The sequence below is a fragment of the Pseudovibrio flavus genome (genome assembly GCF_009711345.1).
Classification (GTDB): Bacteria; Pseudomonadota; Alphaproteobacteria; order Rhizobiales; family Stappiaceae; genus Pseudovibrio; species Pseudovibrio flavus.
The window spans coordinates 345,199-361,554 of the sequence record NZ_SMMA01000064.1 but is presented as its reverse complement, the minus strand read 5'-3'; the positions used below and the strand labels follow the sequence as shown (position 1 = coordinate 361,554).

At 49.2% G+C, this 16,356-nt stretch carries 12 protein-coding genes and 1 tRNA gene; 8 read left to right on the top strand and 5 right to left on the bottom strand.

The features are described from left to right. Nucleotides 1-1,293: hypothetical protein (locus E1162_RS15150; protein ID WP_257099023.1), on the bottom strand; the 1,293-nt coding region annotated here is incomplete at its 3' end. A 244-nt stretch (nt 1,294-1,537) separates the two neighbouring features. Beyond that, nucleotides 1,538-2,842: an HlyD family type I secretion periplasmic adaptor subunit gene (locus tag E1162_RS15145; RefSeq protein ID WP_155132642.1), complete on the bottom strand. Its 1,305-nt coding sequence runs from the start codon at nt 2,840-2,842 to the stop codon at nt 1,538-1,540. 291 nt (nt 2,843-3,133) lie between these two features. Here E1162_RS15145 and E1162_RS15140 point away from each other — a divergent pair, with 291 nt between their 5' ends. The 7 genes from E1162_RS15140 to mobC all read left to right on the top strand — a co-directional run bounded on the left by E1162_RS15140 (nt 3,134) and on the right by mobC (nt 9,663). Beyond that, nucleotides 3,134-3,649 (top strand): gluconokinase, encoded by a 516-nt coding sequence (locus tag E1162_RS15140; RefSeq protein WP_155132639.1) that lies wholly within the window; start codon nt 3,134-3,136, stop codon nt 3,647-3,649. Further along, a complete protein-coding gene (locus E1162_RS15135) occupies nt 3,642-4,535 on the top strand; it encodes an NAD(P)-dependent oxidoreductase (protein WP_155132636.1) in 894 nt (297 codons plus the stop codon). Before E1162_RS15140 ends, E1162_RS15135 begins: the two co-directional genes overlap by 8 nt. Nucleotides 4,536-4,595: 60 nt before the next feature. Beyond that, nucleotides 4,596-4,916: a hypothetical protein gene (locus tag E1162_RS15130; RefSeq protein WP_155132633.1), complete on the top strand. Its 321-nt coding sequence runs from the start codon at nt 4,596-4,598 to the stop codon at nt 4,914-4,916. Between the two features lie 259 nt (nt 4,917-5,175). Beyond that, a tRNA-Arg gene (locus tag E1162_RS15125) sits at nt 5,176-5,252 on the top strand. 249 nt (nt 5,253-5,501) lie between these two features. Further along, a complete protein-coding gene (locus E1162_RS15120; protein WP_155132630.1) occupies nt 5,502-6,593 on the top strand; it encodes a helix-turn-helix domain-containing protein in 1,092 nt (363 codons plus the stop codon). 594 nt (nt 6,594-7,187) lie between these two features. Continuing rightward, nucleotides 7,188-8,981 (top strand): type IV secretory system conjugative DNA transfer family protein, encoded by a 1,794-nt coding sequence (locus E1162_RS15115; protein ID WP_155132627.1) that lies wholly within the window; start codon nt 7,188-7,190, stop codon nt 8,979-8,981. Beyond that, complete coding sequence (gene mobC / locus E1162_RS15110) at nt 8,968-9,663, top strand: MobC family replication-relaxation protein (protein WP_155132624.1); 696 nt, start codon at nt 8,968-8,970, stop codon at nt 9,661-9,663. Before E1162_RS15115 ends, mobC begins: the two co-directional genes overlap by 14 nt. Before the next feature lie 111 nt (nt 9,664-9,774). On the opposite strand, the gene E1162_RS15105 is transcribed toward mobC, so the two are convergent. The 3 genes from E1162_RS15105 to E1162_RS15095 are packed head-to-tail and all read right to left on the bottom strand — an operon-like array spanning nt 9,775 to nt 14,091. Then, nucleotides 9,775-10,125, bottom strand: coding sequence for a hypothetical protein (locus E1162_RS15105; RefSeq protein ID WP_155132621.1), 351 nt, complete (start codon nt 10,123-10,125; stop codon nt 9,775-9,777). A gap of 53 nt (nt 10,126-10,178) precedes the next feature. Further along, the gene (locus tag E1162_RS15100) at nt 10,179-12,101 is read right to left on the bottom strand and encodes a UvrD-helicase domain-containing protein (protein ID WP_155132618.1); all 1,923 of its coding nucleotides are present in this window, start codon (nt 12,099-12,101) and stop codon (nt 10,179-10,181) included. Then, on the bottom strand, nt 12,094-14,091 hold the full coding sequence (locus E1162_RS15095) for an ATP-dependent nuclease (RefSeq protein ID WP_155132615.1): 1,998 nt from the start codon (nt 14,089-14,091) through the stop codon (nt 12,094-12,096). Before E1162_RS15095 ends, E1162_RS15100 begins: the two co-directional genes overlap by 8 nt. Nucleotides 14,092-14,285: 194 nt before the next feature. Here E1162_RS15095 and E1162_RS15090 point away from each other — a divergent pair, with 194 nt between their 5' ends. Further along, nucleotides 14,286-16,277 carry an ATP-binding protein gene (locus tag E1162_RS15090; protein ID WP_257099022.1) on the top strand — a complete coding sequence of 664 codons (1,992 nt, stop codon included), beginning with the start codon at nt 14,286-14,288 and terminating at the stop codon, nt 16,275-16,277. Nucleotides 16,278-16,356: the final 79 nt, after the last annotated feature.

The following is a 16,356-nucleotide window of genomic DNA, read 5'->3' as shown; positions in this document are numbered from 1 at the left end:
CTGATCGGTTACACCAACCTCAACGTCGCCTTCGAAGGCGATATCGATTGTAATTGGCAATTCAGGACCTTCGCCTTCATTGGAGGAAGCTGTTACGGTTCCAGAAATAGTCGTTCCGGGATTTTCGGTCGAGAAGTCCTGCGGGAACACCAGGCACAACTCTTCGAACTCCTCCGGCGTTCCCGTGAAGGTCAGCGTTCCGTCTGCGCTAATACTACCGAAATTCGTCGTCGTACCAGAAGGAAGCCCCGTCAGCGTAATGGTTACGCTCTCAATTACTTCTGAACCATCGCCATCCGTCTGGGTGATATTGATGAAGTCAGCGGGCTTAATTGGCAGCGGACCATCTGTCTCGGTGGCTGTAATTGGAGATGCTTCAATCTCAACGTCAGGTGTTGGCTCCACGATAATCGTGAGGGGGCCACTTTCGCTAACACCGTCGCCATTAACAGTCACAGTTGCATCGATAGTGCCGGAGAAATCTCCCGGAAAGTAAATCTGCAGCTCATTGGCATCAGCTGTCGAACCGGTCCAAACACCATCTTCACTTAGCGTTCCGACGCTGACAACAGCGCCTTCTGGAAGACAACCAAAGTCAATCGTGACCGAAGAGCTGCCGAAGGAAACACCCGTGCGCAAAGACAGGTCGATAGTAACACCGCTATCGCCCGGACCATCAGCATCTTCAAATCCGGTCACGCTGCCCAGTGGACCGAAAATATCTACACCTGCCCCGTCATCCAGCCCAAGCGTAATGCGCGGCAGGTCTAACGCATCGAACAGCTCGCGTTCTTCTAGTTCCGGAAAGCCGAACTCGGTTGGAGGAAGCAGAGGACTGATAGGAAAAGCAGGCGAGATGAGAACATTAACCTGATCAAAGTTTGCACCAGAACTATCGGAGACATCTGACAAGTCCCCTTCAGAGGCTTCGGTTGTCGCAGTTTCCTCTTCCTCGCCCGTTTCTTCCTCCTGATCGGGAAGGATGACCATATTCACCGGCTCGTCACCGACAAAGTAGTCATAGCCAGCAACTGCACCATCCTTCACTATGCTGATGGAACCATCTGGCTGACGGAACAGCAGATCATCGCCCAGACGAACAGCATCGCCCAAGAACATATCTGTAGGGAAATAGATCTTGCCATCAACTGGTTTGATTTCGTTCAACTGCTGCGCATTGAGATCCGTCAAAGGGATCTGCGTACCACTTGGGAACGTGATGATCTGGTCAGTTGGGCCAGCGGATGCGTTCTGTTGCGGGGCATTTGGGCGAGGATCAGTGCTGTCTACCATGATTAGTCCTGCTTCTTTGGGCAAGTTTTCATAGCGACATACTACATACTAATACCTATTTATGAAATATCGTTGCGGGAGTTTTAGTTATTACAACAATAATAGATCTATATACAAAAATGTTATTGTAATAAGCATTTAGATATAATCTTACCAATACATTAAATAATGGTAATTATTATAACTAATAGTTTATGAGGAGCCAAGGACACGCCCATAGCCCCTCAACTTTATTTGTATGAGTTTATCTTTCTCTTAGAGCCGTATTCTGCGCCGTTATGATTGGCTCCAGTAGGTAGGAAAGAATGGTTTTCTCACCTGTGAGGATATCCACCTGCCCCATCATCCCCGGCATTAACGGGTGTTCCTTGCCGTTAAGCTCAATAAACGCATTGTCAGATTCAACAATAGTGGCGTAGTAGGCCTCTCCCGTTTCCTCGTCCTGAATGGCATCAGCCGAAACGTGAACCACCTCAGCGTCCAACCCACCATAGGTGGCAAAGTCATAGGCGGTAATCTTCACAATCGCCGGCTGCCCCGGGCGAATAAACGCTATGTCTTTCGGGTTGATTTTGGCTTCGAACAGTAGCTTATCGCCATTTGGAACAATCTCCAGAACAGGCGTTCCAGCGGTCACGAAGGCACCGCCTGTGTTGACCTCGATCTTGTTCACCACACCATCAACTGGAGAGTAAGTGTCTGTTTGCGCGAGCTTTCTGCGTGCGGCTCTTATGCTTTCGTTGATGACGGACAACTCCGCAATGCGCTCGGTAAGCTCGTTCAAAATGTCTTCTTGCTCTTGTGTCTTGAGCTCTTCCTTTTGGGATTCAAGCTCGGCAAGCTCACTCTCCAGACGGAACAGGCTCTCTGTGGCCGTGCTTTTCTGCCTATTGAGATCAGCAATTTCTCTTTGAACCCTAAGCAAGTCAGTTCGCGGTGCAATCTTGCGCTTCACCAGAGGCTCAAGCATTTTGACTTCATCGTCCGCAATCGCCAAGCTTGCTTCAAGGCCAGCAATGTTCAACTCAACTTCCTGACGCTCACTGCGAGACTGAATTTGGCGTTGATCCAGCGTTTCCAATTGACGAGTAAGAGCAATCTGCTTGCTTCGGAAAAGCCGTAGCTCGTTTTCGCAGATCTGGCTCGCCATCTCGGTAATATCTTCTGGGCACTTGAAGGCGGACTCAACCACATCTCCTGAGGCTTCAACGCGTAGCCTTGCTATCTGAGCCCTTAGGGCGCGGCTGCGAGCCGTTAGCTCACCTAAAGCGGCTGAGTTACTGGTATCATCCAGCCGGAAGAGCAGATCACCCTTTTTGACACTCTGGCCGATATTGACGGCGATCTCGGCAATATTGCCGGTTTCAGACGCCTGCACGATTTGCGTGCGGCCAGCGGGAATAACGCTTCCCTCGCCACGGGTTACCTCGTCAAGCTTGGCAAAGGCGCTCCATGTAACCCCAACTACTATTAGAGTAATAATGATTACAATGATGCTACCAGCAAGTACGGGAGGCTTATCACGGCGGTCATTCTCAAGAGTGATCATGAGCTTTTTCTTTTTCTGACTTTTTTATTACGCTAGGGCATCTTTCCTTATTTTGAGTGCGTACGCAGCAAAAATTATTGTGACATCTGGTAAGCTGCCTTTAACTAAGCTAGTTCTGATCTTATTCAGATAAGGCAAATCGGCTTTGGAGACAGCCGGTTTACTCCATCGAATTCACAGCCACACCAAAAACTAATCAAAACTACCATGCTGCAAATTTTGGCTTTTGTATGCAATATATATTTTGGGCGGAAGACTTGCAGTCTCAGCAAGCAATGATCGGGAGATAAAATGCGCATTGTCGTCATGGGCGTCAGCGGTTGCGGAAAATCTACAGTTGGCAAGCAACTGGCGCTGGAATTGGGTTTGGGCTTTGTTGAGGGCGACAGCCTACACTCACACGAAAACGTAGAAAAAATGCGAGCAGAGATCCCGCTCACTGACGAAGATCGTTGGCCTTGGCTAACGACAATCGGCAAGCATCTGCTGATGACAGAAGGCGGCTGCATTGTTAGCTGCTCGGCTCTTCGCCGTTCCTACCGAGATCTATTGCGTCGTTGCGGTGGACCGGACGTTCGTTTTGTTTTCCTCGATGGAAGTTTCGAGTTGATCAACGAGCGCCTGCAACAGCGCAGCAACCACTACATGCCCCAATCCCTACTGCAGAGCCAGTTCGACACGCTGGAATACCCGGAAGGCGAGGATGATCTTTTGATCCTTTCCATTGCCGAGCCGACCGAGGTACTGACCCGCACTGCTATCGAATGGCTGCAGGACAAAAAACCTAAGGATAATAATGATGAATGATCGCCCAAGGCAAACTGTCTCTGTTCTCGGCGCTGGCATTATGGGTAATGCCATTGCGACCCGCCTGCTGGAAGTTGGCCATTCAGTAACCGTTTTCGACATCGACGAAGAAAAAGTGAACGCGCTGGTTCAGAAAGGCGCTGAAGCTGCTCTTTCCATCGCAGAAGCGACCGAGCGCTCCGAGTTCGTCATTCTCAGCCTTAACCACGCCAATATCGTGAAAGCCGTTGTCTTTGGCGAAAACGGCGTTGTTAGCGCAGGCACCGAAGACAAGCTGCTCATCGATATGTCTTCTATCGACCCGGTTGAGACCAAGACATTTGCAGAAAACCTGCAGGAAGCTTGCGGCATGCGCTGGCTCGACTGTCCGCTTTCCGGCGGTGCGCCAGGCGCATTGAACGGCCGTCTCACTGTAATGGCTGGTGGCTCAGAAGTAGACTTCGAGCGTTCCAAAGCGGTCATGGACGACCTTTGCGCCAACTTTACCCTTATGGGACCAAACGGTGCTGGCCAAACCACCAAGCTGGTAAACCAGCTCTTCTGTGCGGTTATCTTCCAGTCTTTGGCTGAAGCTGTAAAAGTTGCAGAAGCTGGTGGCGTGGACCCTCGCGTCATTCCTAAAGCGCTGGCTGGCGGCCGCGCAGATTCCGCGCTGCTGCAGGAATTCATGGTGAAGTTTGCTGAGCGTGACTACACCCCAACTGGCCGTATCGATAACATGCTTAAGGATCTGGATGCTCTTCAGTCCTTTGCAATGCGCACCAAAACACCTCTGCCGATGACCGGTCAGGTGGTTGAAATTCTGCGCATGCTTTGCGCGAACGGCCTTGGCCCGAAAGACAGCGTGGAAATCATCCGCGTTCTGGATGGCATGCAAAACGCTTAATGCCTGCATTAGGTCCCGCCCACGGCGGGACCTTCTCCCAAAATCAAGAAGAGAAGAAGCATGTATACTCGGCGTGCCATTTTTGAAGGCAAAATCCACGAAGGTCAGGAAGAAGCGTTCTACCAAGCTGTAGAAGAACGCATGCTGCCGATCTGGAAGCAAATGCCAAATGCGCAGGACGTGCGCTTGTTCCGTCCTGAAAATGTAGACTGGGATGAGCGTCCGGTTTTTCTCATTCAAGAGATCGACTACCCATCCATGGCAGCAATTGAAGAGGCAATGAACTCTCCAATGCGCGATCAGGCTAAAGCTGCCCACGACACTATTCTACACTTCTATGAAGGGCGTCATTATCACGTCATTTCAAAGCGATTTGCCTGATTTTCTCAGACAATTGAATACTCTAGAGGCTGTGATTTTCACGGCCTCTTTTGCTTTTGAGGTGCCAACCGCTGCTTCTATGATCGCTCGAAACGTCTTCCATTGAAAACATGGTGTAGACGCAGATTAGCAGCCATACAGGATGCGCGCCCTGCTAATCCCGTATTTCCACATTTTCGCAGTACTTTGAAAGATCCGAGATTGCCGAGGACTGCAGGATCAGTTAAAGAAGCTCCATTGCATTTGGCTCAATGCCCTTGCACCCGTAGCTCAGTTGGATAGAGCGCTGCCCTCCGAAGGCAGAGGTCACAGGTTCGAATCCTGTCGGGTGCGCCATTTATCTCCACTAAAATCAATAGATTATACAAAGTCACCTTTTAAGACTTTTGTGCATTGTTCGCGGTATGTACGCAATACGGCATTTGTTCCCCATTTGATCTCAGTCGAAAATGGGCACAAAAAATCCGCCGAAGGGGCTGCCACCCCGTCCGACGGACATTTGGAATTTGCAATTGCACCCAGAAGCTATCCCACCGCTCCACTTTGTTCAACAGGAGAATTGCGCCTTCTGAATGGCGGTGCAGCATGAGCGTGACGCTGACCCACAATGGCCTGTCTGAAATTGGCTGTCTGAAAGACTTACTTACACTTCTCGACACCGAAGGGCGTGCGAATGGTCTGACATCCAACGAACTTGTGTTGGCCAAGTATTATCTTCTCAAAATGAGTGCTGGAGACTTTCAGGAAGGACGGATTTGCGCCATTTGGCAACGTATAACAAAGACCGCCGAGGAGCTCGGCTGGAGTGAACGCGCTGTCACGCGCGCGGAAAATGGTCTGATTGCTAAACGATATGGCGTAAAAACCAACGCTCCGAAGTCCCAACGCTCCGGTGCTCGAGAAAAAGACGGAAAGAAGCGGATAATTTGGGCAGCTGGCTTCAACTTCCAACCTCTAATCAATGTCAAAGTTGCAGAACTCAAGAAACAAGCGAAATTACGAGCTAGAGAGAGGGAGGCGTTGCGCTTAGCGCGCGCGGAAACCAAACGCCTATTTTCAGAAATACGTGCTCTTGGTTGCCCGAAAGCGATGAAGCCCGCATTTGCTGTTCTTCCATACGGGCGCGTTTCTCGAATTTATTGCTCTAAGGCGCTACGAAAAACCATCGCAATCTTTTCGCACATTATGTCGTTTTACAGGAAGCGAAGGGTTGAGAAGGCTGTTGAAGAACATAAGTCTGGACTGGCAAAAGCGCCGTCCAAGACAGACAAATCGGCCTCACTATCTAACACTACTCAAAAGCATCCATTTCAAAACAGTAGGTTCGCCTCTGGAAAAGTCTCATGGCATGATTGTCTTGAAACGGCCCATCCCGACGCACTAGAATATATGCGTATCCTTGGTGGATATACTCAAACAAACTTCATCGAAGCGGCCACTCTTCTCAGAAGAGATTTGAGTATTCCTGATGAGCTTTGGGGCAAAGCCTGTCTTTTATTAGGTAGGGTCACAGCCGCATCCTTAGTGTCGGTAATCTATCGAAACAGTATCTCCCCACCCAACCTGACCTCGCAGGCGATAAGTGCCCGCGCATGTTTTAAGGGTGCCCTCGACAAAGCAGATACCGACACTTTGTTCCTTAATCGCTTCTTTGCCAAAAATCTAAAAGGAGCGTGACATGTTTAAGTTGGGTCGGCACTCCCTCTCGGTTATCCCACCTCACCGAGAACCATCACCGAGAAAGCAAGCATTCCTTTGGCAAGGAACACACCAAATGCCATTCAGGCATTTAGTGTCATCTCCCCAAAATCTGGACGTTTTTGGCGGAGATAGGGGGCTACGCCGCCCTCTTTGGCCCCTTAGCAGTCTGGACGACTGCACGGCGCAAAATTCACCCCAGGGGGGCCGGGCTACGCCCGACTTACCGTGCCCGTATCGCCGCTTCGCGAACGCATCCGCTTCCCTTCAAGATGAAACTTATCTCGTTGGGGCCCGCGCGCATACTCGCCCAGTCAAGGTAAGTCGGGTGAACCCAACGCCCGGGGGACCAGTCCCCCCCATTTCGTCTCCATCGTCCTTGGGGCCACTTCCGCAAAATGGCTCCCCCCGGCCTCGTCTTGAACGACGACGGGGCAAGGCCCCCGCTGTGCGGCCCCCCGCTCCGCGCCTGGCTCAACTGCCATCGACAAATCATAAGGCCCAATCATTTCAGGTAGCTGCCGAAGATGTAGCTGCAACTGCTTCCCAAACCAAATACTCGGAGTGCTCGCTGTGAAACTAACAGAAACCGCCTATGAGATTTGGCGCCTCTACTATCAATACAACCACTCCTATGCTGTCCTTCCCGCGCTCTTCGCATCGCTTGGGTTCTTTGGCGCTCTCGGTACAAGCGTCGAGAAAAATCCTGACCAGAGAGCTTTTTGGGGGCTTCTGTGCCTTGTAGGTCTTACTGTTGGTCCAGCAACATATTTCTGGATGCCATACATCGTCGACTATTTGGAGAATTCTCGACATTGGCATGCCGGTAGCTTCGTGGCCCACACCCATTACCCGATCTATTGGTGGCTCTGTGGTGCACTAGGAGGCTTAGCCCTTTGGTGGCTTTGCTTCAGGTTAATCCCAACCAAGTATGAGGCATTCAAGCACAAGCGAACACTGCGAACGCCTACTTCCCGCAGATCCAAATCCGACATCGACGATATTGAACGACATCTTCCAAAAACAAAAAAAGTTTATGATCCCACAAGGTACTTCAAAAAGAACAAGATCTTCCTTGGGCTCGATGTGGCGGGAAAGCCCATCTATGAAGATGTTCCACCCTTCGATGACCACCCACATGTTCAGCTCATGGGAACGACGGGTTGCGGCAAAGGAACAACAGCCCAGATTTTGATTGCCCAGGCTATTCGCCAAGGAGATGCAATCTTTATCATTGACCCTAAAGAGGACCGATACATGCCTCAAGTCGTTGCGAGTGAGGCTAATCGGCAAGGAGTAGCAAGCTTTTTCGTGGATCTAAAAAAGCAAGTTCCTCAGATTGCTCTGTTAGCTGGAGGTACCGAAGCTGACTTGGAAGCGCTTCTGATTGCAGGTCTAAAACTCAACGATACAGGCAATGAGTCAGATCACTACCGCAGGATGGAGCGACAGGTCGTACGTCAGCTAGTGGGTCACGTTAAAAGCTACGCAGAGGCCCCAACCATCTCAGAGCTCGCTGAAGCTGCGCAGATACTCTCTCAAGACCGTAAAAACTTTTCAGATGATGACGAGCAGAAAACCGCTAAAAGCTTAGCACGAGTGCTTCAGGAAGCTTCACATGGCGGAACTCTGAGTGCGACAGATGCTATCGATCTAAATGAAATCGTTGAATCCGGCAGCGCCCTGTACGTCTTTGGCGGCTCTGACGACGAGCGCCTAACGGTAATGCAGCGCATGTTGGTGATCAGAATCCAGCAAATCGCTGCGAAGGCTGGACGCCATCAAGACAGCACCTCCAGAAAAATCCTGCTGTTCTTGGATGAAGCTAAAGACTCTCTCAGCGCTCCAGCACTTGGAGCCTTGGCAAAGTCACGAGATAAAGGCTTGCGCCTGATCATCGCGCATCAGACCATCTCTGACTTCGAACAAATCGCAGGGCTCAACGCAAAGTCCGCTCTGGCATCAGTCGTTGAGAATTGCCGCTGGAAGTTCCAATTCGGGGTCTTCAATCCAGATACTGCGGATTGGCTAGCCAGAAGCTCCGGAACAGTTCTAATTGATGATGAAGTGCGGAATGTCGCTCTATCGGGGAGCCTGGTTGAACGCTCAACCGGACAGAGGAGCCTGCGAATTGGCGAACGATATCGAATAGATCAAAACATGTGGTTGGCGTTGGCCAATAGAAAATTCACTTGCGCACTGACCGCTGGCAAGCACGATATGGAGTTCTCCTACCTCTCACCAGTTCCATTCACCCATCGCGATCTCGCTATGTTTAACGGCAAAGGAAGAAGTTCAGGCTCTTCAGCCTGTAGACCAGCTCAAAACACGACCAAGTCAATGGAGCTCACCGATGTTGATTTCTGATCCAGCTGAGCGGCAATTGAGGGCCATTTCCAAGCGAGAAAAGATCCTTTCTTTTCTCGCGGATGAGGTTTGGTCGAGTTCAGATATACTTCAGCAACTTTTGAGGCTAAAGGCCCGCCAGCCGCTCCTCCGCTCATTGAATGCTCTTGAGCGGCAAGGCTTGGTTAAGCGAGCCCACACACCCGTTCTTGCAGGGCAAGGGGTAACCGTTTGGGGTATCTCGCGGCAGGGTCGAGCCATAATGGATGGATGCGACGTGCTGGGGCCAGTGTTTGAACCAAGCAAACTAAGGCTTTCTTCCGCTCCGCATCATCTGGCCCTGCAACACGCACGTGTCAGAGCAGAAAACGCAGGATGGACGGATTGGACTCGTGGATCTGGGTTACGAGGCCCCAAAGCCAGCCAACCCGATGCAGTCGCAACAACGCTTTCAGGTGTGCGAGTGGCAGTAGAAGTGGAGCTTACCATCAAATCCCGCCAGCGCTATCAGGCGATTCTGGCGGCTCATTTAAATGCTGTTCGGAGAGGTGATTATGTGGGCGTTTATTATGTTGCTTCTCCCGACATAGTCTGGGGCCTTGAGCGCTTATTTTTAAGGATTGAGCGGCTAAATGAAGGTATCGCGTTTGACGCAAACGTTAGATCAAGATTCAAGCTGGTACCAAGCGATCAGTTTTCTTAGTAATCATCGCCCTATAGTTAAATTGAAATCTCTGTCTTGATCGGATGCCCTAACGCGATCTCCAACACTAATCAACGTTTTTTGCACAAAGGACCGTTTGGGTGCTGGCGATCACTGGTGCTTTTCGGGCAACTCGTGATCGATCCTTGCAGCAACAAAAAAAAGACAGAAGAGCAAAAATATGCAAATCGAAAGAGCGAATTCCAGACCAATTTCATTTACTGCCTTCAACCAAACGTAACTATTTTCGAGATCTGCTAATGTTGCTGTCGATATTTCTGCTCGGAAAAATATTATGAGGCCGAGAGCGACTGATAGTTTAAAGAAAAAAAGGGCTCCGCTCCAAAAAAACTCCGACATCTTTTTTTGGGTTCTAGCTTTCGTATCGTAAATTGGGACGATATAAGCCTTCAGATTTAATGCATTTTTTATAGCCTTGCCCATAATTGAGAAGAAGCTCATCTGTGTATCCTAATTATTGACGTCTTGTGTTTTATATAAAAGATAGGCCCAGATTAATTCGGCGGCAGCAACGGGTTTCGTGGTTCCAACTCTCGCAGAGTTGGAAGCTGCGCAGCGGTTATCATATCAAACAGAGGCGCCACCTTCCTGCGTTCCCTCCCTGTCGTTGTAACGAAAAACCGTTCCTTAGCGCGTGAAGCAGCAACAAAGAAAGTAAGCCGCTCCTCGTCCATATTTGCCCTTCTGTGAAAGGAGTCATCCTGCAGATTGAGGAAGAAGACGGTATGGGCCTCGAGCCCCTTGCACTTGTGGATTGTCATCAAACGGACTTGGTCCTTCCCAAGAAAACTACTGATAACATCCCGCCAGTTTTGAGCTTCGGTGGAGCACTCTGACAGATACTCCGCGATTGCGTTCCTTACTTCAGAATAGCGCTCAAAATCCTCATAATTTGAGGAAAGCCGCCTCACCTTACTCTCTCCCAATGCCTCAACTATTCCGACAACAAGAGCGTTAAAATCGAAATCATTGCTTGGCCTTTGAACAGCGCTCGTTCGTACAGATGCGCTAGAGACTGTTTGCCGTAGGGTCTTTTCAATTCGGTGGATACTTGCAGGGCGATCGTCTTCGATACCAAACGCAGTACCAATTAGGTTTGTGACCCTCTGGAAAGGATTGTCTTCTCGATCTTCGCAAGCAAGCTGCAGAATACCAACGACTAAGTCCGCCAACGGCTCCGACATCATATCTTGAATAGTAACGCCAGCTATTACCCGCGCCTCGTTTCGCACGCTAAGCCCTTCCGCGGCAAATCTATCACTTAACTCCTCCTCCGCAGTGTCAGCATACTGCCGAACGAGCAACATGAAATCATGTTGCTTAAGCTGCCCTCCTACGGCATTGACATCAGCAGCTATCGACGACGCTAGTTCATTCGCCTGCTCCGCAGAGTCATTGAAGTGAAAAATTCCATCCGTTAAGGCAGGAAGCTCCTGATGTTGTCTGGCCGCGTTGGTTAAAATGGCAGCGGGCTCGATGGCCTGCGCCATCGAGTTGATGATTTCTACAATCCGCGTGTTAGAACGAAAGTTAGTGGAAAGTGGTCGGATGTTTGCACTGAAATCAGCCGTAAACTGCTCGAACCTTCCAGCATTAGCGCCAGCAAACGTCATAATAAGCTGCTTGTTATCACCAACAGCTGTTACGACTGACGGTGACTCTCTAAAGAGTCGTTTCAGAAACTCGTACTGAGGGCCTGTTGTATCTTGAAACTCGTCCACAAACACGTTTGAGTAAGTTTGGCGTAGCGCTCTTAAAATTAGAGGGTTATGCGTTAGGATCGTCAAAGCTAGAGCAGTAATCATTTGAAATGTTAGCCTTGATCTGTCCTGCCCTATGCTCGCATCCCACCATTGCAGGTACGCATGATCAAGCAGCTGCACAGGTTCAGGCCTCTCTAAAGGCAACCCAGAAATTACTCCTCCCCAGAATGCATGTCTGTTCTGGATCTGTATCCCCGTAATAGCTTCTGTTCTAAACTCTTGTGGCCTCGCGATTTGATCTGCGAACTGCGCCCAATCCCGCCAATTCGGGAACTGTAACTGATAGTCCCTCGTTGGTCTGCACCACTCAGGGAGAGCATCACGAAACCTATCCAAAAGACTCTTAGCAAACGCGTCGAATGTATAGCTTTCGAACCTTCTAGCAAGATCCGATCCGACACGTTGCTCAACGCGGTCTCGTAGGTTTTTCGCAGCATCTCTTTTGAAGCTAATAGCCAAAATTCGCTTTGGTTGGGCGCAGGTGTTTGTCTGCATTAGAAATGCAGCCCTCTGAGCGAGAAGCTCAGTTTTACCTGCTCCAGGCCCAGCCATAATTGCCGCATTTTCATTAGTGACAACTGCTACTCTCGTTTGCTCATCCAAGGCAATACCAGCTTGCGGTGCCCAAGCGGAGGGATCAATCCATCTACTCATTTGGGATACCCAACTTTGCGCAGCAACGGGAGAACAAATCTCTCAAGGTCGTCGGGCACCCCGCTCTCAAATCAGCATCGGAAACAAGCTCAATCGCTTCAATGTGTGATACCGGCTTGCTACCCTTCTTGAAAAGTTTGTCATAGATTGCGAGCTGTTGCGCTGTTGGCGGCACTGCCTCAGGAGGGTATTCAGCTACTCCGCGCCCCCCTTTTCCGAAGACGCTTTTCTCGTAGTCAGCGACCTCGCCAAGTTCTTGAAGATCAGCAATCTGCAAATACTGCTCCTCAAACGCTGTGATCATCATCATGTCCAAGTCCAATTGAATGGAATAGAAAACATCTTGCGTATTTACAAACTGCCACCAATCGTTGAAAGTTTTTGGTGTAGCCGGGTTGCAAACCTGATCAAAAGTTCTTGGATCCGCAATGCCCTCACGTTCTCGGCCTATTGCATACAGTTGGTTCACAGCATATTTCAGACGATACGCACCAGCTTGGTATCTACCTAGATCCCAGTCGAGCAGCGTAACATACGGAATTTGCAGTGCTTCTAAAAGCTTCCAGAAATGATTTACATGCCTTCCTCCAAGAGGGACAAAGGCTACAAATGCTGGATCTAATTCTAGTTTTGGGTTCCACGCCGCTGCGAGTTTTGGCAGAACGATCTCTTCGGATCGCCCTTCACCGAGTATCACAAGCTTAGAAAAATATAGCTCCGGATGACTCCTAACCGCCTCATAAATGAATTTATGCGCTTCATCGCGCTTTTCAGGCATAGGTATAGACCTTACGGCGGAATTCAGATTATGAGCGCAATGCCTCACATATCTAACCTGCTCGGGCTTAACGCGTCTCAAAGCTCCGGGGGAATGAGTTGTCAGAATACCCATTCCGCTCGATCTATCTGCAAACTCGAGCATTAGGCGGATCATTCGGGACAAATAAAAGGGGGATAGGTGGTTCTCAGGTTCTTCCAGTATCAAGATCGTGAACCAAGGTCGAAGCTCATCAACTTCCTTAAACCCTTCTTTTCTTTCATGCGCGAGTTCATCGTCAAGCTTGAGAAGAGTAAAAACTAACGCTACGTAAAACAAAGATGCTTGCCCCTCACTCAACTCAGAAATTGAATGAGCTCGACCATCTGCCCCGTTCTTCAGCGATACACTCAAATCTTTAAGGGCCTTCTGAATTTCCCTCGACAGAACAACGAAACCCGCTTCACTCAAGTGCGGGCCATCAAACAAGCGCCGCCAGTTTTGAGTAAGATTTTGTGTTACCTCTCTAATCGCAGGCATTTCATCAAATAGAGCCTGTAGTTCCTCCCACTGCTGGTTCATCGGAGCTTGGCCACCGCTCCAATCTCCAAACTTCTCTAACCAAGAAAGTAGCTCTTTTAACGCTGATCGTGTAACCGCCGCACTATCTCTTGTTGCTGGCAAATACCGAATTTGAATGCGCCTGCGCTCATTAGGTTTTAGTGGTATTTTCGCTATATCATCGTCACCGAAAGGTACGTCCTCCAAAGAGGTGATCCAGTAAAGAGACTGCTCAATATCATCCTCTTCAATGCCCCATTGCCAAGTGGCCTCTAGACGAATTTTCGCCTTCAGAGGTTGCCCAACCCCTGAAGCTGACATTGCATTGAAAACCTCTGGAATTACTGAGTTATCTTGGTCTTCTAGTTCAGGAAACGCCAGCGTAACTTCAATCTCAATTTCCTTGGACTGAACATAAGTGAATGGGTCGTCTGCAGCCTTGTCCGCAGGCTCAGAACCGGCAACTTCGTTTGGACCAAAGTGCACATCACTTCTTGTCAGGCGCCTCTCCGCAGAAGTAGGCCCAAAAAGCCTTTGCAGAGCATTGAGAATGGAGGTTTTCCCCGATCCGTTGGCTCCAACAAAAACAGTTAAATCATCTTGTAATTCAATTACTTCAGGAATTTCTCCAAAACATTTAAAGTTTCTGAGCTTAAGGCTTTCGATGTACATAGGGTGTTCCAATGGAAATAGCGAATGCAATTATCAATTGAAGCATAGCCTATAGCAACCTATACAGGAATTGGAGTGAGGCAAATTGTATGCCCACTATTTGAAACGATGGCCGCTACGCTTTCACTCTCTGCGTGTGTGTTAATTTCGAGAACGATCACTGTTTCGACTTTGAATGTCTTTGGGGGATTATGATGCAGCAACTCGAGATAAGGGTCGAGAACGATCACATTCAAAGGATAACAACTGCGAAGCCTCTAGTTGCTATTTCAGAGCTCATTTGGAATGCATATGATGCCGATGCCAAGGAAGTAACTGTCGAGCTGGAAGCAGGCGAGCTGACTGAGCTTGGCTTGATCCGAATTTCGGATGACGGTTCAGGCATATCCGCTGCTCAAGTTAGCGCACAGTTTGAAGCTCTAGGCGGTTCTTGGAAAAAGCGCACCATTAGGACTGTTGGCGGGCGAATAGTTCACGGAGAAAAGGGGCAGGGGCGTTTTAAAGCGTTCGCCCTTGGAGATCAGGTATCCTGGACTTCCAAGCATGACGGCAGTTCTTTTTCCATAACTGGAAATAAATTAGATCTCAAACACTTTGCAATCTCTGAACCTGTTCCCGCGACGGAAACTGGTTGCGTTGTTGAGATCCGGGAGTTGGCCCGTGATTTCGCTATTCGGGCAGAAGATGGATTTGCCGATCAGGTTCGCGACGTTTTCGCTTTGCAGCTTTACGAAGACCCCAACTTCAAAATTACTTATGATGGTGAGGAAGTTGATGCCAGAGAGGCCATTAAAGACGTGACTCCATACGAGTTGCGGGTTGCGCTGGAAGACGGGGCAAGCTTTGAGGCTACATTAGAAATTATCGAATGGAAGAAAAAGGTGGAGCGAAAGATGATGCTTTGTCTGCCTGGTCGTTTCAGCTTTCATTCATTGCCACCTGGAATCCAGGCACGCGGTTTTGATTTCACAGTTTACATCACAGCTGATCACTTTCAGTCTCTCACCGACGACAACACAGAAAGCTTGGTGGAGCTAGACCCCCCATCTATGGCCCTTGTTGAGGCAGCTAGGCAAAAGCTCCGGGAGCATTTCCGAAAAAGGGAAGCGGAGCGTTCTCGCAGCAAAATTGTTGAGTGGAAAGAGGCCAAGATATATCCTTATGAAGGGAAGGCTTCTAACCCTATTGAGGTTAATGAACGCCAAGTCTTTGATGTGGTTGCGCTTAACTTGGCTGACTATTCTGCGGACTTTGATCGCTCTCCAGCCAAACAGCAGAAACTAATTTTGCAGCTCGTAAAATCTGCAATTGAAACGGGCCCTGGCGCATTACCATCAATCTTAGAGCAAGTGATTGACCTTCCCAAAGAACGAATGGATGAGCTTGCTGGGCTGCTGCAAAAAACAACACTTACTGCAGTCATAAACGCAGCAAAAGCTGTAACCGATCGGCTCGAGTTTTTACGAGCGCTCCAAATTCTCATTTATGATCCAAAATCTAAGCGTCAGTTGTTAGAACGCTCCCAGCTTCATCGGATTATCACCCAAGAGACCTGGATATTCGGTGAACAGTTTAACTTGATGAATGACGATGAGGATTTAACTTCAGTCCTCCAGACACACATCGGCCTAATGGATAAAGGGCGGAAAGATCTCGCTCCAACCGAACCTGTTTTAGACGAAGAAGGTAAGGTAAAGATTGTTGATCTGATGCTATCTAGTCGCATCCCTACTCCAACAGACGAAGAACGTCGACACTTAGTTGTAGAACTCAAGCGCCCCAAGCAACCCATCAACGAAGATGTAATCAACCAAATAAGGAAATACGCCAAGACAGTTGCAAAAGATGCCCGATTTGTTCATTCAAATGTCGAATGGGATTTCATTGCAATTTCTAACGATTTTACACAAGATGCCGAGCTTGAAGCCCGCCAGAAAGATATGCCTCGTGGCTTGGTGATGGAGCTATCGGATCCCATCAAAATAAGGGTCTGGGCCAAAACATGGGGCGAGATAATTCAAGAAGCAGAAGGTCGCCTGACGTTCTACAAGCGACGCTTAGCTTATCAGGCAAGCGACAAAGAAGCGCTAGATTATCTGCGCTCGATAAACTCTGACTATTTGAGCGATGAAATCAAAGAGCGAATATCTGCTCTGGATAATCAAGAAACGTTAGAGACCGCTTAACTCATTAACTCGTTGCGCTCGGGAGCCAAAAGTGGTTTTGAGGCAAGCTCGCTTCACCATCAACTTTGCCTTTCTGAGG